This is a genomic window from Kitasatospora sp. NPDC034533, assembly GCF_055575155.1.
Genome location: NZ_JBVITE010000091.1, coordinates 1 through 21,684, shown reverse-complemented (window position 1 = coordinate 21,684; position 21,684 = coordinate 1). Strand labels below are relative to the sequence as shown.

General features: G+C 74.8%; 22 protein-coding genes. 14 read left to right on the top strand and 8 right to left on the bottom strand.

Annotation, left to right across the window (positions count from 1 at the left end):
* Nucleotides 1-221 precede the first annotated feature (221 nt).
* Nucleotides 222-1,307: a pyridoxal-phosphate-dependent aminotransferase family protein gene (locus tag ACZ55U_RS36205; protein ID WP_465533354.1), complete on the bottom strand. Its 1,086-nt coding sequence runs from the start codon at nucleotides 1,305-1,307 to the stop codon at nucleotides 222-224.
* Nucleotides 1,308-1,441: 134 nt separating this feature from the next.
* Here ACZ55U_RS36205 and ACZ55U_RS36200 point away from each other — a divergent pair, with 134 nt between their 5' ends.
* The 8 genes from ACZ55U_RS36200 (at nucleotide 1,442) to ACZ55U_RS36165 (ending at nucleotide 9,390) form a co-directional block, all read left to right on the top strand.
* Nucleotides 1,442-2,533 (top strand): amidohydrolase family protein, encoded by a 1,092-nt coding sequence (locus ACZ55U_RS36200; RefSeq protein WP_465533352.1) that lies wholly within the window; start codon nucleotides 1,442-1,444, stop codon nucleotides 2,531-2,533.
* A gap of 83 nt (nucleotides 2,534-2,616) precedes the next feature.
* Nucleotides 2,617-3,294 carry a uracil-DNA glycosylase gene (locus tag ACZ55U_RS36195; protein WP_465533350.1) on the top strand — a complete coding sequence of 226 codons (678 nt, stop codon included), beginning with the start codon at nucleotides 2,617-2,619 and terminating at the stop codon, nucleotides 3,292-3,294.
* 180 nt (nucleotides 3,295-3,474) lie between these two features.
* Nucleotides 3,475-4,485: an SCO1860 family LAETG-anchored protein gene (locus tag ACZ55U_RS36190; protein ID WP_465533348.1), complete on the top strand. Its 1,011-nt coding sequence runs from the start codon at nucleotides 3,475-3,477 to the stop codon at nucleotides 4,483-4,485.
* Between the two features lie 341 nt (nucleotides 4,486-4,826).
* A complete protein-coding gene (gene glnII / locus ACZ55U_RS36185) occupies nucleotides 4,827-5,849 on the top strand; it encodes a glutamine synthetase (protein WP_465533346.1) in 1,023 nt (340 codons plus the stop codon).
* 257 nt (nucleotides 5,850-6,106) lie between these two features.
* Entirely contained in the window at nucleotides 6,107-7,204 is a 1,098-nt protein-coding gene (locus ACZ55U_RS36180; RefSeq protein ID WP_465533344.1) for an LLM class flavin-dependent oxidoreductase, read from the top strand.
* A 250-nt stretch (nucleotides 7,205-7,454) separates the two neighbouring features.
* Nucleotides 7,455-8,033, top strand: coding sequence for an HAD domain-containing protein (locus ACZ55U_RS36175; protein WP_465533342.1), 579 nt, complete (start codon nucleotides 7,455-7,457; stop codon nucleotides 8,031-8,033).
* Nucleotides 8,015-8,569, top strand: coding sequence for an HAD domain-containing protein (locus ACZ55U_RS36170; protein WP_465533340.1), 555 nt, complete (start codon nucleotides 8,015-8,017; stop codon nucleotides 8,567-8,569). Before ACZ55U_RS36175 ends, ACZ55U_RS36170 begins: the two co-directional genes overlap by 19 nt.
* Complete coding sequence (locus ACZ55U_RS36165; RefSeq protein WP_465533338.1) at nucleotides 8,566-9,390, top strand: MOSC domain-containing protein; 825 nt, start codon at nucleotides 8,566-8,568, stop codon at nucleotides 9,388-9,390. The genes ACZ55U_RS36170 and ACZ55U_RS36165 overlap by 4 nt, the downstream gene beginning before the upstream one ends.
* A gap of 151 nt (nucleotides 9,391-9,541) precedes the next feature.
* On the opposite strand, the gene cobC is transcribed toward ACZ55U_RS36165, so the two are convergent.
* A complete protein-coding gene (gene cobC, locus ACZ55U_RS36160) occupies nucleotides 9,542-10,588 on the bottom strand; it encodes an Rv2231c family pyridoxal phosphate-dependent protein CobC (protein WP_465533336.1) in 1,047 nt (348 codons plus the stop codon).
* Entirely contained in the window at nucleotides 10,585-11,100 is a 516-nt protein-coding gene (locus ACZ55U_RS36155) for a cobalamin biosynthesis protein (protein WP_465533334.1), read from the bottom strand. Before ACZ55U_RS36155 ends, cobC begins: the two co-directional genes overlap by 4 nt.
* A 236-nt stretch (nucleotides 11,101-11,336) precedes the next feature.
* Here ACZ55U_RS36155 and ACZ55U_RS36150 point away from each other — a divergent pair, with 236 nt between their 5' ends.
* From ACZ55U_RS36150 to ACZ55U_RS36135, 4 genes are all read left to right on the top strand, one after another.
* The gene (locus tag ACZ55U_RS36150) at nucleotides 11,337-11,465 is read left to right on the top strand and encodes a hypothetical protein (RefSeq protein ID WP_465533333.1); all 129 of its coding nucleotides are present in this window, start codon (nucleotides 11,337-11,339) and stop codon (nucleotides 11,463-11,465) included.
* Between the two features lie 5 nt (nucleotides 11,466-11,470).
* The gene (locus ACZ55U_RS36145; protein ID WP_465533331.1) at nucleotides 11,471-12,904 is read left to right on the top strand and encodes an MFS transporter; all 1,434 of its coding nucleotides are present in this window, start codon (nucleotides 11,471-11,473) and stop codon (nucleotides 12,902-12,904) included.
* Nucleotides 12,901-13,932, top strand: a complete 1,032-nt coding sequence (locus tag ACZ55U_RS36140) for a TolB family protein (protein ID WP_465533329.1) — start codon at nucleotides 12,901-12,903, stop codon at nucleotides 13,930-13,932. Before ACZ55U_RS36145 ends, ACZ55U_RS36140 begins: the two co-directional genes overlap by 4 nt.
* A 120-nt stretch (nucleotides 13,933-14,052) precedes the next feature.
* The gene (locus tag ACZ55U_RS36135) at nucleotides 14,053-14,841 is read left to right on the top strand and encodes a hypothetical protein (protein ID WP_465533327.1); all 789 of its coding nucleotides are present in this window, start codon (nucleotides 14,053-14,055) and stop codon (nucleotides 14,839-14,841) included.
* Between the two features lie 16 nt (nucleotides 14,842-14,857).
* Here the strand turns inward: ACZ55U_RS36135 and ACZ55U_RS36130 are convergent, their stop codons facing one another.
* Nucleotides 14,858-15,811: a hypothetical protein gene (locus ACZ55U_RS36130; RefSeq protein ID WP_465533325.1), complete on the bottom strand. Its 954-nt coding sequence runs from the start codon at nucleotides 15,809-15,811 to the stop codon at nucleotides 14,858-14,860.
* 27 nt (nucleotides 15,812-15,838) lie between these two features.
* Nucleotides 15,839-16,642, bottom strand: coding sequence for a serine hydrolase (locus ACZ55U_RS36125; protein WP_465533323.1), 804 nt, complete (start codon nucleotides 16,640-16,642; stop codon nucleotides 15,839-15,841).
* A 409-nt stretch (nucleotides 16,643-17,051) separates the two neighbouring features.
* Here ACZ55U_RS36125 and ACZ55U_RS36120 point away from each other — a divergent pair, with 409 nt between their 5' ends.
* Nucleotides 17,052-17,504 carry a hypothetical protein gene (locus ACZ55U_RS36120; protein WP_465533321.1) on the top strand — a complete coding sequence of 151 codons (453 nt, stop codon included), beginning with the start codon at nucleotides 17,052-17,054 and terminating at the stop codon, nucleotides 17,502-17,504.
* Between the two features lie 47 nt (nucleotides 17,505-17,551).
* Here the strand turns inward: ACZ55U_RS36120 and ACZ55U_RS36115 are convergent, their stop codons facing one another.
* A complete protein-coding gene (locus tag ACZ55U_RS36115; RefSeq protein WP_465533319.1) occupies nucleotides 17,552-18,214 on the bottom strand; it encodes a class I SAM-dependent methyltransferase in 663 nt (220 codons plus the stop codon).
* A gap of 595 nt (nucleotides 18,215-18,809) precedes the next feature.
* The gene (locus ACZ55U_RS36110) at nucleotides 18,810-20,120 is read right to left on the bottom strand and encodes an FAD-dependent monooxygenase (RefSeq protein WP_465533317.1); all 1,311 of its coding nucleotides are present in this window, start codon (nucleotides 20,118-20,120) and stop codon (nucleotides 18,810-18,812) included.
* Nucleotides 20,121-20,239: 119 nt separating this feature from the next.
* Here ACZ55U_RS36110 and ACZ55U_RS36105 point away from each other — a divergent pair, with 119 nt between their 5' ends.
* On the top strand, nucleotides 20,240-20,947 hold the full coding sequence (locus ACZ55U_RS36105; protein WP_465533315.1) for a TetR/AcrR family transcriptional regulator: 708 nt from the start codon (nucleotides 20,240-20,242) through the stop codon (nucleotides 20,945-20,947).
* A gap of 47 nt (nucleotides 20,948-20,994) precedes the next feature.
* On the opposite strand, the gene cpt is transcribed toward ACZ55U_RS36105, so the two are convergent.
* On the bottom strand, nucleotides 20,995-21,582 hold the full coding sequence (gene cpt / locus ACZ55U_RS36100; RefSeq protein WP_465533313.1) for a chloramphenicol phosphotransferase CPT: 588 nt from the start codon (nucleotides 21,580-21,582) through the stop codon (nucleotides 20,995-20,997).
* Nucleotides 21,583-21,684 lie beyond the last annotated feature (102 nt).

Here is a 21,684-nt window from a genome sequence, read left to right as displayed (position 1 = left end):
TGCGGTCGGAGGAGAGAAGACAGCGACCTTTTCTGGGGGGGTTCTCGCCCCCCCCCCCCCCCCCCCCCCCCCCCCCCCTGCCCACCCCCCCCCCCCCCCCCCCCCCCCCCCCCCCCGCTCCCCGTCCTGCGGCCGGCGTCCCGTACTTGGCCGTCCCGTACCCGGACGCCCCGTACCCGGCCGTCCCGTACCCGGACGCCCCGTACCCGGCCGGCGTGCGGTCAGGCCCCGAGGGTCGCGGTCCAGGCGGCCTCGGCGGCGGCCAGGGCGGGCGCCGGGTCGGCGTCCGTCGCTCCGGCGAGGGCCGACAGGCAGGCGCGGACGGTGTCCAGCGCGGCCGCCCGCCCGTAGTGGTTGACCCGCAGCATCGAGGCGGCCAGCGCGCCGCCGCCCGGCTGGACCGGCAGCGCCGGGTCGAGGCGGGCGGCGAGCGCGCTCGCGTCCACGCCGTCCGGGGTGCGCAGGGTGGTGGCGACCGGGGCCGCGTGGGCGTCCTCGACGACGTACGGGGCCAGGGTGCCGAGCGCGCGCACGCCGGCCCGGGTGGCGGCGGAGGCGGCGCGGTGGCGGGCGATCACGGCGGGCAGGCCCTCGGCGGCGATCCGGTCCAGGCAGGCGCCGAGCGCGAGCATCTCCAACTGGGCCGGGGCGTGCGGCAGTACGGCGCGGCCGGCGTCGGTCCAACGCTCCTTCCAGTCCAGCAGCGACAGGTAGGAGCGGCGCGGGGCGGCCGGGTTGGCGGCGATCCGCTCCCAGGCGCGCTCGGAGACCGAGACGGCGGACACCCCGGCCGGGCCGCCCATCGCCTTCTGGCCGCCGATGACGCACAGGTCGATGCCCCACTCGTCGGTGAGCAGCGGCTCGGCGGCGACGGAGGCGACCGCGTCGAGCATCAGCAGCGCGCCGTGCTCGCGGACCACGGCGCCGATCCCGGCGACCGGGTTGGTGTTGCCGGTGGCGGCCTCGGCGTGCACCAGGGAGACGAAGTCGATCGACGGCTCGGCGGCCAGCGCCTCGGCCACCTGCGCGGCGCTCACCGCGCTGTCGAAGGGCACGGCCAGGTCGACGACCTTCGCGCCGCAGGAGCGCAGCCAGTTGCCGAAGGTCTGCCCGTACGGGCCGGTGACGACGTTGAGCGCGGTGGAGCCGGGGTGGGCGGCGCCGCGGATCGCGGCCTCCAGCGGGAGGAGCGCCTCGCCCTGGGTGACGATCACGTCGGACTCGGTGTGCAGCAGGGCGGCCACCTGGTCCTCGATCGCCGCGAACTCGGCGGCGCTGAGTGGGGGCAGGTCGAGGAAGGGGCTCACGTCGTCATCAGCCTTTCGCCGGGATGCGCGGGGTGGGGGCGGCGTGCACGGAGGTGCACGGGGGCGGGTGCCGGAAACGAGTCTGCCGCATCATGGCTGCTTACACGGAACCCGCCCGTCGGTAGAGTGCGGCCATGAGCGATGGCGCGGTGCTGCACGTGCGGGGTCGGGTACTGGTCGGTCCGCAGGACGTCCGGGACGAACTCTGGGTGGTGGACGGCCGGGTGAGCTTCACCCGCCCGCCGACCGCCGCCGACGTCCGGACGGTGACCGGCTGGGTGCTGCCCGGCCTGGTGGACGCGCACTGCCACGTCGGCCTGGACGCCCACGGCGCGGTGGACGCCGAGACCAGCGAGAAGCAGGCGCTCACCGACCGGGACGCCGGCACCCTGCTGATCCGCGACGCCGGCTCGGCCGCCGACACCCGCTGGATCGACGAGCGCGAGGACCTGCCCCGGATCATCCGCGCCGGGCGGCACATCGCCCGCACCCGCCGCTACATCCGCAACTACGCGCACGAGATCGAGCCCGGCGACCTGACCGCCTACGTCCGGGCCGAGGCCCGGCGCGGGGACGGCTGGGTGAAGCTGGTCGGCGACTGGATCGACCGCGAGCGCGGCGACCTCGCCGCGTGCTGGCCCGGCGACGCGCTCGCCGAGGCGATCGCGGCGGCGCACGAGGAGGGCGCGCGGGTCACCGCGCACTGCTTCGCGGCCGAGTCGCTGCCCGACCTGCTGGCGGCCGGCATCGACTGCGTCGAGCACGCCACCGGGCTGACCGAGGAGCTGATCCCGGCGTTCGCCGAGCGCGGGGTGGCGATCGTGCCGACCCTGGTCAACATCGCCACCTTCCCGGACCTCGCGGCCGGCGGCGAGGCCAAGTTCCCGGCCTGGGCGGCGCACATGCGGCGGCTGCACGAGCGCCGGTACGCCACCGTCGGCGCCGCGCACGACGCCGGCATCCCGGTGTTCGTCGGCACGGACGCGGGCGGCTCGCTGGCGCACGGGCTGGTCGCGGACGAGGTGGCGGAGCTGGTCAGGGCCGGGCTGAGCCCGGCCGAGGCGCTGTCGGCGGCGAGCTGGGGGGCGCGCGAGTGGCTGGGGCGGCCCGGGCTGGAGGAGGGCGCCCCGGCGGACTTCGTGGTGTACGCCGAGGACCCGCGGGCGGACGTGCGGGTGCTCGCGGACCCGCTGCTGGTGGTGCTCCGGGGGCGCCCGGTCGGATAGCCGGGCCGACCGGTCCGGGCGCACTCCGCGCGCATGATCATCTGCTGAACGCCCTGTCGGTGTAGGCCGATAGGGTGGCGACCATGGCACCGCGTCCACTGAACGAGATCGTCGAGCCCGGCTGGGCCGCCGCCCTGGAACCCGTCGCCGGACGGGTCGCCGCGATGGGCGACTTCCTGCGCGCCGAACTGGCCGCAGGCCGTACCTACCTGCCCTCCGGGCCGAACGTGCTGCGCGCCTTCCAGCAGCCCCTGGCCGACGTCCGGGTGCTGATCGTCGGGCAGGACCCGTACCCGACGCCCGGCCACGCCGTCGGGCTGAGCTTCTCGGTGGCGCCGGACGTCCGCCCGATCCCGGCGAGCCTGATCAACATCTACCAGGAGTACGGCAACGACCTCGGCCTGCCGCAGCCGTCCAACGGGGACCTCACCCCGTGGACGAAGCAGGGCGTGCTGCTGCTCAACCGGGCGCTGACCACCGCGCCGCGCAAGCCGGCCGCGCACCGGGGCAAGGGCTGGGAGGAGGTCACCGAGCAGGCGATCCGGGCGCTGGTGGCGCGCGGGGGGCCGCTGGTGGCGATCCTGTGGGGGCGTGACGCCCGCAACCTGCGGCCGCTGCTGGGGGACGTCCCGGCGATCGAGTCGGCGCACCCGAGCCCGTACTCGGCGAACAGCGGTTTCTTCGGCTCGCGGCCGTTCAGCCGGGCCAACGAGCTGCTGGTGCGGCAGGGGGCGCAGCCGGTGGACTGGCGGCTGCCGTAGGTGCTGCCGCCCGTGCGGCGGCCGTGCCCCCGCCTCTCGGCGGTGCCGCCGTAGCAGAGTCGAGTCAGTGCGGAACGCCAATCTCACTCCAACGAGTGAAATGACGTTCCGTGTTGCTCATGTGACGGATCGTTCGAGAAGACTGGCGGCTCATCGTTTCATCTGTGTGGGGGTACCGCCATGTCTTCCCGACGAATCGTTTCCCTAGCCGCTGCCACCGCCGTGGTGGCGAGCGCGCTGCTCGCCGTCGCGCCCGCCCGGGCGGCCGGGCCCGCCCCGGTGCCCGGCAAGGCGCGCGCCGTCACCGCCGAACTCGACCTGGACGTCAGCCTGTTGAACAAGGCGGTGGACGTCCCGGTGAACATCGCGCTGAACAAGGTGGAGTCGCCGGCGCAGCGCGACGGCTCCGTGCTGACCGCCACGGTGGCCGGCGTCGACCAGAGCGGTCCGGTCGAACTGGTCAAGGCGGACGTCGGCAAGTCCGTGACCCGCGTCGACGCCAAGGGCGCCACCGCCTCCGTCAAGCTGGTCAACGCGGACGTGTACGCCCCCGGCCTGCCCGCCACCGCGCTGCTCGGGCTGGAGGCGATGAGCGCCGAGGCGACCTGCCCGGTGGACGGGCAGCCGGCCGCGGACGTGGTCGCGCCGGTCAGGCTCAGCGTGCTCGGCAAGCCGGTCACCGTCGGCCTGTACGGTCCGACCAAGGTGGAGGTGCCGCTGATCGGCAGCGTCTCGGTGGAGTTCTCCAAGAAGACCGTCACCACGACCACCGCCGCCGCCTCGGCCCTGGAGGTGCAGGTTGAGGTCAACCCGCTGAACCTGAACGTCGCCAAGGTCACCGGGAAGATCACCGTCGCTTCGGTGAGCTGCGAGAAGCCCGGCGGGCCGGCCGCCACCCCGTCCGGCCCGGCCGCGCCGGGCACCCCGGGCACCGCGTCCACGCCGGGCGCCACGTCCGCCCCGGGCGCCGGGTCCGCGAGCGCTCCCGCCGTCCAGCCGGTGGCCGATGCCACCGCCTCGCGCACCGCCGTCCCGCAGGCCGAGGTGGAGAAGACGGAGAAGCTGGCGGCCACCGGCGGCAGCAGTGCCACCGGCCCGCTGGCCGCCGGGGCCGGCGCCCTGGTCGCGGGTGGTGCGGCCGCGCTCTGGGCCACCCGGCGCCGGCGCGCCGCGCACGCCCGCCGTCACTGAACGGGTCGCTCGCCGTCACCGACCGGGTCGCTCGCCGTCACCGACCGGGTCGCCGGTCGCCGCTGACCGGGCTGCCCACCGCCGGCGACCCGGCCGTTCCGTGGCCGGTGACCTGGCCGTTCCGTCGCCGCTGGCTCGGCGGTCGCCGTCACCGGGCGAGTCGGCCTCCGTCACTGACGGTGTCCACAAGGGCGGGAGTGCCACCCCTGGCACTCCCGCTCCGTGACGGTGCCAATGCGGACGGTTGGTTCACATGCGCGTTACACGAGAGGAACAACCGGGAAACGGCGGCTTGCCACTCTTCACGGGCACCCACCAGTCAGCAATGCGAGGGACACCCCGTGGCAATCAAGGCCGAGTACATCTGGATCGACGGCACCAAGCCGACCGCGAAGCTCCGTTCCAAGACTCGCGTCCTGCCCAACGCCGACAAGATCCCCACCTGGGGCTTCGACGGTTCCTCGACCAGCCAGGCCGAGGGCCACGCCTCGGACCGCGTGCTGAACCCGGTGCGCGTCGTGCCGGACCCGATCCGCGGCGGCGACCACATCCTGGTCCTCTGCGAGGTCCTGGAGACGGACGGCACCCCGCACGCGTCCAACACCCGCGCCCTGCTGCGCGAGGTCGCCGAGAAGTACGCCGCCCAGGAGTCGATCTTCGGCATCGAGCAGGAGTACACCTTCTTCAAGGGCTCCCGCCCGCTCGGCTTCCCGGAGGGCGGCTACCCGGCCCCGCAGGGCGGCTACTACTGCGGCGTCGGCGCCGAGGAGGTCTTCGGCCGCGAGATCGTCGAGCTGCACCTGGACCGCTGCATCGACGCCGGCCTGGCGATCTGCGGCATCAACGCCGAGGTCATGCCCGGTCAGTGGGAGTTCCAGATCGGCCCGGTCGACGCGCTGACCGTCTCGGACGACATGTGGGTCGCCCGCTACCTGCTGTACCGCACCGCCGAGGAGTTCGGCATCGACGCCACCCTCGACGCCAAGCCGGTCCGCGGCGACTGGAACGGCGCCGGCGCCCACACCAACTTCTCCACCAAGGCGATGCGCGAGGGCTACGACGCCATCATCACCGCCTGCGAGGCGCTCGGCGCCTCCCAGGAGAAGGTGCTGGAGCACGTCAACCAGTACGGCCACGACATCCAGTCCCGCCTCACCGGCAAGCACGAGACCGCCCCGTGGAACGTCTACAGCTACGGCGTCTCCGACCGCGGTGCCTCCGTGCGCATCCCGTGGCAGGTCGAGGTGGACAAGAAGGGCTACATCGAGGACCGCCGCCCGAACGCCAACGTCGACCCCTACGTCGTCACCCGCCTCCTGATCAACACCTGCTGCGAGGCCCTGGAGAAGGTCGGCCAGGTCTGATCCACCGCCCCCGGGCGCACCCACGACAGCCGTAGTCCCCCTCTCCGCCCGGGGAGGGGGACTACGGCTGTCGTGCGGGCGGGTCTTGTCGGCCGGCGGGCGGTCCCGGAGAATCGGCCCATGACCGCTTCGCGCCACCCCCTCCTCGTGCGCCGCCTGCACGTGGACCTGGGCAGGGTGTGGGCGGCCGGCTGTCGCCGTCGGAGGGTTCCGTCCACCGACCGCAGGCAGCACCGGCCCCAGGAGCGTGTCCGTCCATGGCTCTCACCTTCCACTGGTTCCTCCCCACCAACGGCGACAGCCGGCTGATCGTCGGCGGCGGACACGGCTCCACGCCCGGCGCGGCCGGCTCCGACCGGCCGCCGACGATCGGCTACCTCGGCCAGGTCGCCCGCAGCGCCGAGCAGTTGGGCTTCGAGGGCGTGCTGACCCCGACCGGGGCCTGGTGCGAGGACGCCTGGCTGACCACCGCCGTGCTCAGCGGACTGACCGAGCGACTGAAGTACCTGGTGGCCTTCCGGCCCGGTCAGCTCAGCCCGACCCTGGCCGCGCAGATGGCCGCGACCTACCAACGGCACTCCGGCGGACGGCTGTTGCTCAACGTGGTGACCGGCGGGGAGTCCGCCGAGCAGCGCGCCTACGGGGACTTCCTCGACAAGGACGCCCGGTACGCGCGCACCGGCGAGTTCCTGGACATCACCCGGCGGCTCTGGGCCGGGGAGACGGTCGACCACCACGGCCCCCACCTGCGGGTGGAGGGCGCGCGGCTCAACCGGCTGCCGGACCCGGTGCCGCCGGTGTACTTCGGCGGCTCCTCCCCGGCCGCCGGCGACATCGCCGCCCGGCACGCGGACGTCTACCTGACCTGGGGCGAACCGCCCGCCCAGGTCCGGGAGAAGATCCGCTGGATCCGCGAACTGGCCGCCGCGCGGGGCCGGACCGTCCGCTTCGGCATCCGGCTGCACGTGATCACCCGGGACACCGGCGCACAGGCCTGGGCGGAGACCGAACGGCTGCTCGCCGCGATGGACCCGCGCCGGGTGCGGGAGACCCAACGGGCCCTGGCCGAGAGCGAGTCGGAGGGGCAGCGCCGGATGCTCGCGCTGCACGGCGGCTCGGCCGAACGGCTGGAGGTCCACCCGGGCCTGTGGGCCGGCATCGGGCTGCTGCGCGGCGGCGCCGGGACGGCACTGGTGGGCAGCCACCGGGAGGTCGCCGACCTGATCTGCGAGTACCACGCGCTGGGCATCGAGGAGTTCGTGCTGAGCGGGATGCCGCACCTGGAGGAGGCGTACTGGTTCGGCGAGGGCGTGCTCCCGCTGCTGGCCGGCCGCCACCTGTGGCAGCGGCCGTGACGGGCCGGAGCGCGGGACCAGCCACCGCGCGGGCCGATCCGGGCAGGCGTCGGCGCTCACGCCCGGGACCGACCGCGCGCGCCGACCTCGGGACCGACCGCGCGCGCCGACCTCGGGCCCGGCGGCGGAACCCACCCTCCGGACCGGCGGTGGAAGCCGCCTCCGGACCGGCCGCGGCGCCCGTCGCGGGAACCCGATCGTGACCTGCAAATCGCTGGCCAACCCTGCGCACCCGGCCGAGAATTCAGGCATGACCCAGCAGCCCCTGCTCCTCCTCGACGTGGACGGACCGCTCAATCCCTACGCCGCGCCGACGCGGAGGCCCGAGGGCTACGCCACCCACCGGCTGCGCCCCGCCTGGTGGGTGGCCAAGCAGGAGCACCTGGCCGCCGTCCAGGCGCGGCAGACGATGCGCGCCAGGCACGCCAAGCCCCCCGCCGCCCGGATCAAGCCCCTGAGGGTCTGGCTCAACCCCTCGCACGGCCAGGAGCTGCTGGCGCTGCCGTACGAACTGGTGTGGGCCACCGGGTGGATGGGCGAGGCGAACACCCACATCGGTCCGCACCTCGGCCTGCCCGAACTCCCGTACATCCGCTGGTCCGACCTGTTCGGCGAGGACCCGGACGGACTGCACTGGAAGACCAGGGACGTGGTCGCCTGGGCCGCCGGCCGCCCGTTCGTCTGGGTGGACGACGAACTCGGCCCGCAGGACGCCGAGTGGATCGCCCACCACCACCCCGGACGGGCGCTCGCCCTGCACGTCAACCCCCGGATCGGCCTGCTCGCCGACGACTTCGCGAAACTGCGGGAATGGGCGGCCGCCGCGTGACCGCCCGGCCGTTGCTGCTGCTCGACGTGGACGGACCGCTCAACCCCTACGCCGCGCCCGAATCCCCCGGCCCGGACGGCTACCGGACGCACCGGATGCTGCCCGAGTCCTGGGTGGCCCGCCACGCACCGCTGCCGCGCGAGCGGGTGGAGCCGCTGAGGGTCCGGCTGAACCCCCGGCACGGCGCGGAACTGCTCGCGCTGCCGTACGACCTCGTGTGGGCGACCACCTGGATGGACGAGGCGAACACGTTCATCGGTCCGCACCTCGGCCTGCCCGAACTCCCGTACATCCCCTGGGCGGAGGTGTTCCGGGAGGACCCCGACGGGCTGCACTGGAAGACCAGGGAACTGGTCGCCTGGGCGGACGGGCGGCCGTTCGTCTGGGTGGACGACGAACTCGGCCCGCAGGACCTCGACTGGATCGAGACGAACCATCCGGCACCGGCCCTGGCACTCTGGGTCGACCCCAGGGCCGGACTGCGCGACCCGCACTTCGAGGCACTGCGGGAATGCTCGGAGGACGAGGAGGAGTGAGCGGCGAGAACGGGCCGGGCGGCGGGCCCGTGGCCGGCACGGTCGAGCGGCTGCGGCGCTACCCGGTGAAGGGGCTGCTCGGCGAGGAACTGCACCGGGCCGAGGTGACCGGACGGGGACTGGCCGGCGACCGCGAACGGGCCCTGCTCGACCTGGCCACCGGCCGGGTGGCCAGCGCCAAGCGCCCCCGGCTCTGGGCCGCCCTGCTCGGCTGCACGGCCACCACCACGGCGGACGGCGGCGCGGTGATCACCGGCCCGGACGGCAGCGGCACGGACGAGCGGGGGCTGTCCGAGGCCCTCGGCCGCGCGGTCGCGCTGATCACCGAACGCCCGCCCGGCGCGACCGTCGAGCGGGCCCTGCCGGAGGAGGTGCTGGCCCGCGGCATCACGGCCGAAACCGGCTTCACCGTGAGCGAGTTGGGCCGCGCCGCACCGGACGGCGGGTTCTTCGACTTCGCGCCGCTGCACCTGATCACCACCTCCACGCTGCGCGCCACCGGCAGCGAGGCCGAGCGCTACCGGCCCAACCTGGTGATCCGCACCCGGGGCGGGGGATACGTCGAGAACGCCTGGGTAGGGCGGGAGTTGGCGATCGGGCCGACGCTGCGGCTGCGGATCATCGCGCCCACCCCGCGCTGCGCCGTCCCCACCCTGCGGCACGGGCCGCTGCCCCGCCGCACCGAGGCGCTGCGCATCCCGGCCGAGCGCAACCGGGTGGTGCCGCTGGCCGGCATGCCGGCGCTGCCCTGCGCCGGGGTGTACGCCCAGGTGCTGGTGGCGGGCGCGATCAGCGTCGGGGACCGGCTCGTGCTGGACTGAACTCCGCCTCCGCGCCGGTTCGAACGCCGCCCCTGCCCGGCCTCGGCCCCCGCACTTGGCCTCGCCTCCGCGTCCGGCCTCGCCCGGCCTCGCCTCCGCGTCCGGCCTCGGCCTGCTGCCGGCCAGGCCTAGGCCCAGGACCAGGCGGGCGCTACGCCGGACCGAGCACGGTCTCCAGGGCGTCGAGGAAGCGGTCGGTGGTCGCCTCGTCCCGGACGGCGATCCGCAGCCACTCCTCGCCCAGCCCCGGGAAGGTGTCCCCGCGCCGGACGGCGAAGCCGTGCGCACGCAGCCGCTGCCGGACGGCCGCCGCGTCCGGCAGTCGCACCAGCACGAAGGAGGCCGCCGGTTCGCCGTACAGCCGCACCGACCGGAAGGCGGCCAGACCCTTCACCAAGTGCTCGCGCCAGGCGGCGAGTTCGGCCGCGGCCCGCTCGGCCTCGGCGAGTGCCGCCGGGCCGCTGCACGCCTCGGCGGCGGCCAGCGCCGGGGTGGACACGGGCCAGAGCGGCTGGGCGGCGCCGAGTTCGGCGATCAGTGGCGCGGGCCCGAGCACGTAGCCGATCCGCAGCCCGGCCAGGCCCCAGGTCTTGGTGAGGCTGCGCAGTACCACGACGCGGCCGGGCAGGTCCCGGGCGGAGGCCAGGGACTCCCGCTCGCCCGGCACGGTGTCCATGAACGCCTCGTCCACCACCAGGGTGCGCCCCGGCCGGGCCAGCGCGGCGACGGCCTCGGCGGGGTGGAGGACGGAGGTCGGATTGGTCGGATTGCCGAGGACGACCAGATCCGCCTCCTCGGGGACGGCGCCCAGCCGGAAGCCATCCTCGGGGGAGAGCAGGACCCGGTGCACCCGGTGGCCGGCGTCCCGCAGCGCCGCCTCCGGCTCGGTGAACTGGGGGTGCACCACGATGATGTGACGAGGCGTCAGTACGCGGGCGAGCAGGACGAAGGCCTCCGCCGCGCCGGAGGTGAGCAGCACCTCGCCGACGGGGCGGGCGTGCCGGGCGGCCACCGCGGCGCGCGCGGCGCTCTGGTCGGGGTAGGCCGCGAGCTCGCCGAGGGTGGCCGCGAGGTGCTCGCGCAGCCAGGCCGGGGGCGTGCCGGTGCGGACGTTGACGGCGAGGTCGACCAGGCCGAGCCCGTCGGCGCGCACCTCGGCGTCGCCGTGGTGGCGCAGGTCGGGTTCGGGGGCGGTCACGTGGGATCTCCTTGTGGGGGTTCGGTCGGTCGGGGCCGGTGGGACGCGCGGTGCGGCCGGTCCGGGCAGGGCGCCGCCACCCGGGCGGTCGCGACCGCCGTGACCGCCGTCGCCGCCACCCGGGCGATCGCGACCGTCGCCGCCGCCGACCTCCGCTTGGTGACCACGAGCCGGCCGCCCGGCGCGCTCGCCAGCGCCGCCGCCTCGGCCACGCTCGCCGTGCCGACGGCCGCGCCGACCAGGGCCGAGGGGTTCGGCACCGGGACGCCCGCCAGGGCCTCGGCCGGGTGCTCGTCCACCGGCACTCCGGGGAGGTGCCCGGCCGCCCAGCGCACCGCCGGGTGGTCGGCCTTGCCCGCCACGGTGGCCAGCCGGGCCACCGCGGAGCGGTCCAGACCGGCCTCCCGGAGGGTGCCGGTCAGCAGCCGCAGCACCTCGGTCCGTTCGGCGCGGCTGCTCACGCCGATCCCGACCACCAGGTCGCGCGGGACGGCGGCGACCAATCCGCTCACGTACGCACCCTTTCGTCCCGAGCCCCGGCGATCCCACCACGCCCGGGCGGGACGGGTCAATCGCGGCGGATGTGACGTCCGACGCGGCTCCCGGCGCCCGTCTGCCCGCTCTTCGGGTCGTTCCGCGCGCGGCAGCTGTTCGCCTGTTCTTCACCTGTGTTGTGCGGTACACGACACCGCGGTGCTCCTACTGTTCTCGGCGCCCCGCCCGGAAGCCCCGACATCCGGAGGACCCCATGGCCTTCGTACGACCGCGCACCCCCGGCAGCGGCGCCGCCGCCCCCGTTCCCGCCGCCGGCGCCCTTGGCACGGGCGTCCTCGGCAGGCGCGTCCTCGGCCTCGGCGCCCTGGGCACGGGGAACTGACGCCCGTGTACGTCGCGGACTCCCGCAGCTCGAAGGCCCCGGTCGCCCCGGCTGCCTCCGACGCCCCCGCCCCCGCCGCCGACCCGCAGGCCCCCGCCGCGCCCACGGCCGGTGCGGCGCGGCGCGGCGCCGTACCCGGAGCGGTCGTCGCCCTCGGCGCCGTCAGCCTGGTCACCGACGTCTCCTCCGAGATGGTCACCGCCGTCCTGCCGCTCTACCTGCTCACCGGGCTCGGCCTCTCACCGCTCGGCTTCGGCCTGCTCGACGGCATCCAGAACGGCTTCAGCGCCCTCGTCCGACTGGTCGGCGGCCACCTCTCCGACCGCCGCGGCCGCGACGGTGCCGCCCGCCACAAGGCCGTCGCCGCCGTCGGGTACGGGCTGTCGGCGCTCTGCCGGCCGCTGCTGCTGCTCGTCCACACCGTGCCGCTGATCGGCGCCGTGATCGCCGTCGACCGCACCGGCAAGGGCCTGCGCACCGCGCCCCGGGACGCGATGATCTCGCTCGCCACCGAACCCGCCCACCGCGGCCGGGCGTTCGGCGTGCACCGGGCGATGGACACGGCCGGAGCCCTCCTCGGCCCGCTCACCGCGTTCCTGGTGCTGCGGCTGGCCGGCGGCCCGCTGCTCGCCGACGGCGGTGAACGGCACGGCTACGACGCGGTCTTCACGGTCAGTTCCTGCGTCGCGGCGCTCGGCGTGCTGATCCTGCTGCTGTTCGTGCCGAACCGGCAGCAGGGCGAGGACGCGTCGACCGAGCAGCCCTCGCTGCGCCACAGCCTCACCCTGCTGAGGCTGCCGGGGCTGCGCCGGCTGACGCTCTGCGCCGTCCTGCTCGGACTCACCACCGTCAGCGACTCCTTCCTCTACCTGCTCGTCCAGCGCCGCCTGGACCTGCCCGTCGGCCTGTTCCCGCTGCTGCCGCTGGGCACCGCCGCCGCCTTCCTGCTGCTCGCCGTACCGCTCGGCGCCCTCGCCGACCGGATCGGCCGCCACCGCCTCTTCCTCGCCGGGCACGGGGTGCTGCTGCTGGCGTACGGGCTGCTGCTCTCGCCGCTGCGCGGGGTGCCGGCGGTGCTCTGCGTGCTGGTGCTGCACGGCACCTTCTACGCGGCCACCGACGGGGTGCTCGCCGCCGCGGCCGCCGACGCCGTACCCGCCGAACAGCGCGGCGCCGGGCTCGCCCTGGTGGGCACCGGGCAGGCGCTGGCGCGCTTCGCCTGCTCGCTGCTGTTCGGCGCGCTGTGGGGCGTGGTCGGCGGGCCGGCGGCACTGGGCTGGTCGGCGGCGGCGCTGGCGCTGTGCGTGCTCGGCGCGGCGGCGGTGCTGCGCCCGTCCTCGGCCTCCGCCGTGCCCGCCCCGCCCGCCGGTCCTGCCGCGCCCGCCGGTCCTGCCTCATCCGCCGGCCCCGCCGAGAAGACCCCGGAGGAGACCCGATGAACCTGCGGAACCGGACCAGGGTGATCATCCTGCTGGTGGCCGTCGTGCTGCTGGGCGCGGTCGGCACCGGAGCCGTCCTGCACGCCGCCGACCGCACCGCCCGCCGGGACCAGGTCCAGCCCGGTGGGCCGTCCGTCGTGTCCGGTCCGGTGTCACTACAGGTGCAGAGCGGCACACGACAGCTGTTGTTCCGCAACATGGCCTGGGGCCCGCACCGGGACGAGATCACCACCGTCCCCGCCGACCGGCCCGACGGCCCGCGCACCGCCTCGGGCGTCCAGTGCCTGCGGTTCCACGCCGCCGCCGGCACCGGGATCTGCCTCCAGGCCCAGCACGGCGCGCTGGAGGACACCTACCGCGCCGTCGTATTGGACGACCACCTGCGCGAACTGCGGTCCTTCCCGGCCGCCGGCATCCCCACCCGCTCCCGGGTCTCGCCGTCCGGGCACCTCGCCGCCTGGACGGTCTTCGTCAGCGGCGACTCGTACGCGGGCAGCGACTTCTCCACCCGCACCTCGATCGTGGACGTCCGGGACTGGAACCTGCGGGAGAACCTGGAGGACTTCGCGGTCGTCCTGGACGGCCGCCCCTACCAGGCGCACGACATCAACATCTGGGGCGTCACCTTCGCCGACGACGACACCTTCTACGCCACCCTCGCCAGCGCCGGGCGGACCCACCTGGTCCGCGGCGACCTCGCCGCCCGCACCCTCACCGCCCTGCACGACAACGTCGAGTGCCCCTCGCTCTCCCCGGACGGCACCCGCGTCGCGTACAAGAAGCGGGTCCCCGGCCTGCCCGCCGACGCCCCGTGGCGGCTGTACGTGCTCGACCTCGCCACCATGGCCGAGACCGCCACCGCCGAGCAGCGCAACATCGACGACCAGGCGCTCTGGTCCGGCGACGGCACCCTGGTCTACGCCCTGCCCGGCGACTACGGTGCTGATCTGTGGACCGTCCCGGCGGACGGATCGGGCAGCGCGCGACCCGTCACCAAGGCCGCGGTCGCCCCCGCCTACCTCGGCTGAGGAACTCTCGGCTACGGTCCCACGTCGAGCAGAGTACGGCGTCATGATCAGGCGTCCTGAACGAATGCCCTGATCAGACGTCCTGATCGAGCGTTCTGATCGAACGGGGAACAGACAACCGTGGACGGCATCCCACCCGAGCGCATGGTGACCGACTCCTGGCCCGCCCTGCACGGCCGCCCGGTCCTGCGGCGCACCGTCGCCGTCGGGCTGGTGCTCTGCGTGTCCGTCGGCGCCGCCCTCGTGGTGCGCGGCGTCAACGCGCTCACCGTCGGCCGCGCCGGCCGTGAGACCGACCGCGACCGCGCCGAACGCCTGGCCGGGCTCCATCCCTCCCAGCACCCCGGCGCGGGCCGCTTCTACCCGGTCGGCGCCGTCTACACCCACACCTCCGACGGCGCCCCGGTCGCCTATCTCCACTACCGCCTCGGCGGCGGCAGGGCCCCAGGCCTCGGCGACTTCCTCAGCGCCTACGACCTCCCCGCGCCCGGCCCCGTCGCCCCCCTCCCGGCCGACCTGCTGGCCGCCCTCGGCGGCGACGAGCCGACCGAGGCCTCGGAACTCCCCGAGTCCCCGCCGCCACCCGCGCCCACCCCCTCGGCCACTCCCACCCCCACCCCGCCCGCAGACGCCGACCCGGACCCCGACCCCACCGGCCCCGCCGCAGCCTCCGGCGGACTCGCCGCCGACCCCGCCGACTCATCCGACCCCACTGGCGTCTCGGACCAGGCCGCCGCCCCGCCCCTGGCCCCGGACGACCCCACCCCCGACGACCCCACCCCCACCCCGACCTGGACCCCCACCCCGGCCCCCACCACCCACGCCCCCACCGCCCGCCGCATCTACGTCGCCGCCATCCCCGGCGGCCTCGCCGGCGCCGCAGACATCTACATCCGCGCCACCGGCTGAACCATCGGCCAACGCGTCAGGCCACGTCCCGGTCGATGGTGAACGCCATCACGCTGCCGGGCTGGAGGGGGAACGGGAGCTGGATCAGCCCGGCCGTGTTGTTGAACGGCTCGGGGAAGGTGGCCCGGACGCTGGCGCCGTGGGCGGCCCCGAGCGCGCTGATCTCCGAGGCGTTCACGCTCAGACGGGTCGGACGGAGCGCCGGATCGACGGTGAGCCGGTACTCGGCGTCCGTGACATGGCGGAAGACCTGGGCCTGGACCCGGATCCGCCGGTCGCTTCCCGCGAACTTGCGTGCCGTGACGCTCAGCTCCACCAGGTGGCCCGCGGTGGCCTGGACGTCGCGCGGGACCGAGAAGTGTTCGATCCTGGCACGCCCGCCGACGATGGTCTCGTGCGTCGCGGGCGCCCGTTCCAGTTCCCGGTTGTCGACCCGGACCGCGCCGACGGTGAAGATCCTCGGGTCGTCCGGGTCCAGGTTGTCGTCGATCATCCACCGCAGCAGGCACTCAGGCCCGGTGAACCCGTCCAGACCGGCATCGTCGTTGGAGGCGAGGCAGGCGATCGTCACCGTTTCGGGCAGGGCTTCGATCCGGTAGGAGATCCGGAAGCTCTGGCAGAGGTAGTCGGGGTGGGGGTCGCCGTCCGGTGCGGGGGAAAGCAGACAGTCGTACCGGTAGGCGGACAGCGCTCCGGCGAACAGTGGGTCGCGCACCGGACCGAGGACGTCCTGCATGCCACGGAGCACGGCGCTGTCCACCTGTTCTGTGGTCTCCCGCACGGTGAGGGAACCGATCGCGAGGGTGACGGCCGCCGCCGACACGAAGGCGCCGCCGATGAGGCTGAGGACGGTGGCGAGGACCTGCTGGTGGGTCAGCAGCGCCGCGGTGACGACGCACACCAGCCCCACGATCAGCGCGAGGGTGTTGACCAGCGCGAGGATCTTGCGCAGTTGTCGTTCACGAGACACGGCCACGTGCCACCCCCGTGGGCCGCGTCAGAGCGCCGACCCCTCTGTGATGATCCGGACGATCCGTTCGGAGACCTCCCCGATCTCCTGTGCCGTACGAACGTTATCCGCCTGGCCTTCGGTCAGAAAGACCATCGCGATGCGCCGGGCGGGGTGCAGGACGACGCCCGCGTCGTTCACGATGCCGCGCAGGCTCCCGGTCTTGTGCCGGACCGGAACGTCGTCGTCCAGCCGTGACGGAATCCTGTCGTTACGCAGGTAGTTGACCAGATAGCGACGGACCGGTTCCAGGTACGGCGTACGGTCGATGTGCTCGACCAGCCGCAGCATGTCCTCGGCGGTCGTGGTGTTGGCGCGGCCGAGCGGCCCGAGCTCCCGCTCGGAGAACCCGACCGGGAACGCCGTGTTGTGCAGCCCCACGGCCTTGATCGTGGCGTCGATCCGCTCCTGGCCCAGGACGGCGCGCACGTGTTCGGCCGCGGGGTTGTCGCTGGTCACCAGGGCGAACCCGCACAACTCCCGTACAGTGACGGTCGAATCGGGATCGAGTGCCTGCAGCACGCTCGGGTACATGGTGCCCGGGAGGGCCCCGATCCGGACGCGCTCGTCGAGGTCGAGTCCGCCGCGCTCGGCCGACTCGAAGAGGGCGACCCCGAGGATCATCTTGGCGAGGCTCGCCGCAGGCAACACGAGATCGGCCCGGTGGGCGACGGTTAGCCGGGGGCCGTCGAGCGTCCTGACCAGGACGCTGCGTACACCCGCACCGTCGGCCGCCGCGAACCCCTCGATCTGTGCGGCGATCGCGGAGCGCAGTCCGTCGGAATCGGCCATCGGTGCAGTCCCCTTCTCTTCCCCACCGGTTGAGTCGCGCCATCGGCTCCCTACCCGGGTGGGAGCGTCATACGCCAAGTCAGGAGGTCGAGGGGCGGAACCGCGGGGTACGGCCGAACGCCTGTAAGCGGGTGCCCACGGGCGTTCGAGAGTGGTCGGTCGGCGGGCCGGACGCTTCGAGTTGGGGGTGGGGTGGAGAGGGCGTGGGGGAGCCCGAGGACCTCCCGAGGGGGTGAGGTCCGGATCGCGGACGGGGACACCGGGCCGCTCCTCTGAGCCGGGGTGCCCCTGGGGGCGGCGGTGTCGAGGTGCGGCGTGCAGGAGCCGCGTGTCCAGCGGTGCGTCGGCCGCGTTGTCTCCGGTGAAAGCCCTGGAAGCCCCGGATGCCCAGCAGGAGGAGAAGCCCGCGATGAAAGAGAAGACACCCAGGGACATCGCCGTCGACGACCAGTTGCGGGCCGCCGGAGCGGAAGGCGCCCAGTGGCTCGCCGCCGCCGGCTGGGGGCCGCCGGTGAAGGTGCCGGTGCAGCAGGCCGCCAAGTGGCAGCGGGAGACCAGGGACCGGATGCTGGCGTCACAGGCGGACGAGTCCTGCACGTGGTGCGACCACCTGCTGTACGGCGGGCCGCAGCCCGTCGTGGTCCACGCCGAGGACCCCACCCACCTGATCTGCCGTGACTGCTCCGTCGCCGCCCGACCCGACCGCCCCTGTCTGGACTGCGGGGAGCCGGCCGCCTCCGAGTCCCCGGCCGACGGACGCGAGGACGTGTTCATGGGCGCGGTGGCGATCTACACCCGGCTGCGCTGCGCCGCCTGCCACCGGGCGGACCCGTTCAACGGCACCTTCGGCGGGCGCTCCTGACGGGGGTCCCCCGACTCGGTGCTTCCCGTGGGCGCGTGACGGCGCGTTCAGGGGCGCGCCACCAGCGCGTACCGCTCGTCGTCCACCGGGCCGCCCCACAGTTCGGGCTCCCCGCCGAGCGGCTCGACCCGCAGCTCGGACACCAGTGGCCGGACCGCCGCGGCGAGTTCCCCGGCTCCGACCCCGCCGCCCCACGGCAGCCGCCGCGCCCCGTCCGGGTACGGCGCGGCGGTGCTCTGCCCAGCGGTGCGCCAGCGGCCCTCGACCAGGACGAGCCGGCCGCCGGGCCGCAGCAGTCGCAGCCAGGCGCGCAGCGCCCGCTCGGGTTCGGGGAGCGTCCAGAGCAGGTGGCGCGACAGCAGCACGTCGAAGGTCCCGTCCCCGACCGGCGGCGCCGCCGCGTCGGCCACCAGGAACCGCGCCGCCAGCCCCGCCGCGACCAGCTTCGCCCGGGCCCGTCCGACCATCCGGGGCGCCAGGTCCACGCCCGTCACCCGGTGCCCGTCCGCCGCGAGCAGCAGTGACAGCGACCCGGTGCCGCACCCGACGTCCAGGACGTCGGCCGCCGTGTCCGGCATCCACCCCCGTACCCGCCGCGCCCACGCGGCCCGCACCGACTCCTCTCGCAGCCCGTGGTCGGGCTCCTCGTCGAAGGCCGGCGCGGCCGCGTCCCAGTACTCGGCGATGGCCCGACGACCGGCGTCACTCATGGCGCGCATTGTCGCAAACCCCACTGACAGGGGCCGCTGTCCGCCGCGGGGAAGGGGATCTCACGTCGGCCCCCGCTTCACTGACCGCCGGACGGTGTCGACCAACGTGACCTGTGCCTCGGACACGGGCTGCCGGGCCCGCTCGAACTCGTCCGCGGACAGCGGGGCGTTTCGCGGCGGCGGTTCGCGGGTGCGAGCCACCTGGTCGAGGAAGGCATCGATCGCCAGCCGAACCCATCCACCCCCGGCCGCGACCTCCGCTCTCCCAGTCGTCGTCCCGGTGGCGTCCTTCGCCGTGAGCGCGTCTGGGTTCCACGGCGAACCCGGTGTCGTGGCCCAGCAGGTCCGACGGGCGGCGATCCGTTGGTCCCGCGGCCACTGCCAGTCCTGGGCACGGCGAGTGATGAGGCCGCTGACCAGCCCACCCGCAAGGCCGACAGCCCCGGCTGCTGGTGTCAGCAGAGCGTCCAGGCGTCATCGGACGGGAATCCGCGGTCCCCTTCGAGTGTCGTACGGGTGAGCGTGTTGACGGCGATCTTCGTGATGGTCTTCTGCCTTCACCTCTCCGCACCTGCCCGCCGTGCCGGGCCTGGTCTCACCCTGCCCCGGCCTCACCCGCCCCGGTCAGGGCCGGGGGCCGCCAGTCGTACGTCGGGGCCGAGCGGCTCAGCAGGGCGCGGGCGGGGAGGAGTCCGGCCAGGGTGAGGGCGGTGGTGCGGAGCAGGGTGGCGGCGGGGGAGCGGAGGGCGACGAGGTCGCCGACGCGGCGGGAGCCGGCGACGACGGCGGTGGTGCGGGGAAGGCGGGCTGCGGTGTAACCGGGCAGGGTGTCGGCCGGGTCGGCGCCGGGGGCGAGCGGGGAGGCGAGGACGACGGCGTCCTCGATGGCCTGGCAGGCGCCCTGTCCCTGGAAGGGGCACATCGCGTGGGCGGCGTCGCCGAGGAGGGCGACCCGGCCGAGGTGGTGGGCGGGCAGCGGGTCGGCGAGGTCCCAGACGTCGTGGCGCAGCACGCGCTCGGGCTCGGCCAGGGCGAACAACTGCGGCACGGGGGCGCACCAGTCTCCGTACCGGCGCAGGAGTTCGGCCCGCTCGTCCCCGCCGGGGGCGCGTTCGCCGGCCGGGGCGAGGGCGGCGCCGTAGACGTAGACCCGGCCGTCGGCGAGCGGGACGATCCCGGCGAGCCGTCCGCGGCCCCACACCTCGCCCGCGGCGGCCGGGCGACGGCCGGGGCTGACGATGGTGCGCCAAGTGGTGAAGCCGCTGTAGCGGGGGCCGGGGTGCCGGGGGAAGAGCAGGGCACGGGTGGCGGAGCGGATGCCGTCGGCGGCGACGACCAGGGCGGCCTCCTCCTGGCCGTCTGTGGTGCGCACGACGGCGGGCTCGGCGGCGCTGCCGGGGTTGACCAGAGTCGCGGAGGAGCCGGTGCGGACGGTGCCCTCGGGGAGGGCGTCCAGCAGGGCGTCGATGACGTCGGCGCGGGCCACGGCGGCGATCGGGTCGCCGAAGCAGGCTTCGAACGCGGACGTGCTGGTGCGGGCCAGCCAGCGGCCGGAGGGGTGGCGCAGGCCGATGGCGGGGTGCGGGGTGGCGAGGGCGCGCAGCCGCCCGCCCACACCGAGCCGGTCGAGGCAGCGCAGGGCGTTGGGAGCGAGGGCGAGTCCGGCGCCGACGGGTTCGAGGGAATCGGCGCGTTCGTGGACGCGCACCGGGATGCCCTGGCGGTGGAGCGCGAGGGCGGCGGTGAGCCCGCCGATCCCGCCGCCGATGACGATCGCCCGCGGCCGGTCCGGGCTCCCGTCCGGCTTCCGGCTCCGTTCCCGGTCCTGTTCGCCTTCCGCGCCCCGTTCCGCGCCCCGTTCCGCGACCTGTTCCCTGTCCCGCCCGGTGTCGTGCTGTCGGCCCATGGGAGGGCTCCTCTCCTCTGACTACAGCCGTAGTGAGTGCCTGGTCAGTACCGTACTACGGATGTAGTCCGCACGATACTACTGCTGTAGTGAATTGGGATCGCCCGAGGAGAAAGGCCATGATCGGACCCATGACGCCTCCGCGCCTGACGCCCCCGCGCCCGACCCTGGTCGCCGACGCCGCCATCGCCCTGATCGCCGAGCGCGGCCTGCGCGGGCTGACCCACCGCGCCGTGGACGAGGAGGCCGGCCTGCCCGCCGGTTCGACCTCGAACCTGGCCCGCACCAGGGCGGCGCTGCTCGAACTCGCGCTCACCCGGATCGTCGAGCGGGAGACCGAGGACTACCCGGTCCTCACGGAGGATTCCACCGCCGGCGCGACCACCCCCGTCACCGGTGCTCCCACCCTCGTCGTCGTCCTGCCCGCCCTCGGCGTCGGCGCTCCCACCTCCGTCGCGGCGGAGCCCACCCCCGCCGCCGCGCGGGAACTGCTCGTCCAGGTCGTCGCCGAACTGCTGTACCGGGCGCTCACCAGCGGGCGACAGCTCACCCTGGCCCGGATGGAACTCGCCCTGGAGGCCACCCGGCGGCCCGAACTGCGTGCCGTCTACGACCGGTTGGGCGCACGGTTCGCCGACATCGCGGCCGCACTGCTCGCCCCGTGCGGCTCGGCCGGTCCGACGGCGGACGCCCAGCGCCTGATCCGCTGGTGCGACGGGGTGCTGTTCAACGCGACGGCCGGCAGCGGACACTGGCACATCCCGTCGCAGGAGGAACTCCGCGACGAGGCGGTCTGCTACCTCGCCGCGCTGCTCGGCCTGGAGTAGCCGGGAGTGGTCCGAAGGGGCCGGAGCGGCCGGAGCGGCCCGCGGGGCTACGAGGTGGCCGTCGCGCCCGGGCCGGACGGGCCGCCGGTCGCCACCCGGGCGGCCTCCACCCGCGCGGCCACCACCCGGGCGCAGTCCGCCGCGGAGGCCCGCGAGGTGTCCACCACCAGGTCGTAGACCACCCCTTGGTGCACCGCCTCCGCCTGAGCGGCGGCCATCCCGGCCACCCGGTCGCCGCGCACCGCCTCCCGGGCCGCCGCCACCGCCGGATCGCAGCGCACGCCGACCCAGAGCACGTCCAGGCCCTCCAGCGCCGCCCGCCACCGGGCCTGGGAGGCCGTGGCGCCGAGGAACACCTCGTCCACCACGATCCGGGCCCCGGCCCGGGCCATCGCCGCCACACCGACCGTCCAGGCGGCGTCCAGCGCGGCGAACACCGGGCCGACCTCGACCGTGCCGTCCCCGTCCGTCACCCCGCCGATGCCCTCACCGCCTTCGCGCAGCGCGGGCGGCAGCGCGTCGACCAAGGTGTCCGCACCGAGGTGCAGCCACGGCTGCGGCAGCAGTTCCTGGAGGTGCCGGGCGATGCTCGACTTGCCGGAGCTGGACCCGCCGTTGAGAACGATCACATGCATGCGCGCTCCTAGTAGGGCTTGGTCAGATCGGTTCAACTGTGGCGTGTCCGTTGGCTGGTTGTGTCGTTGGCAGTGGGTGACACCTGGAGAGATGACGGAGGT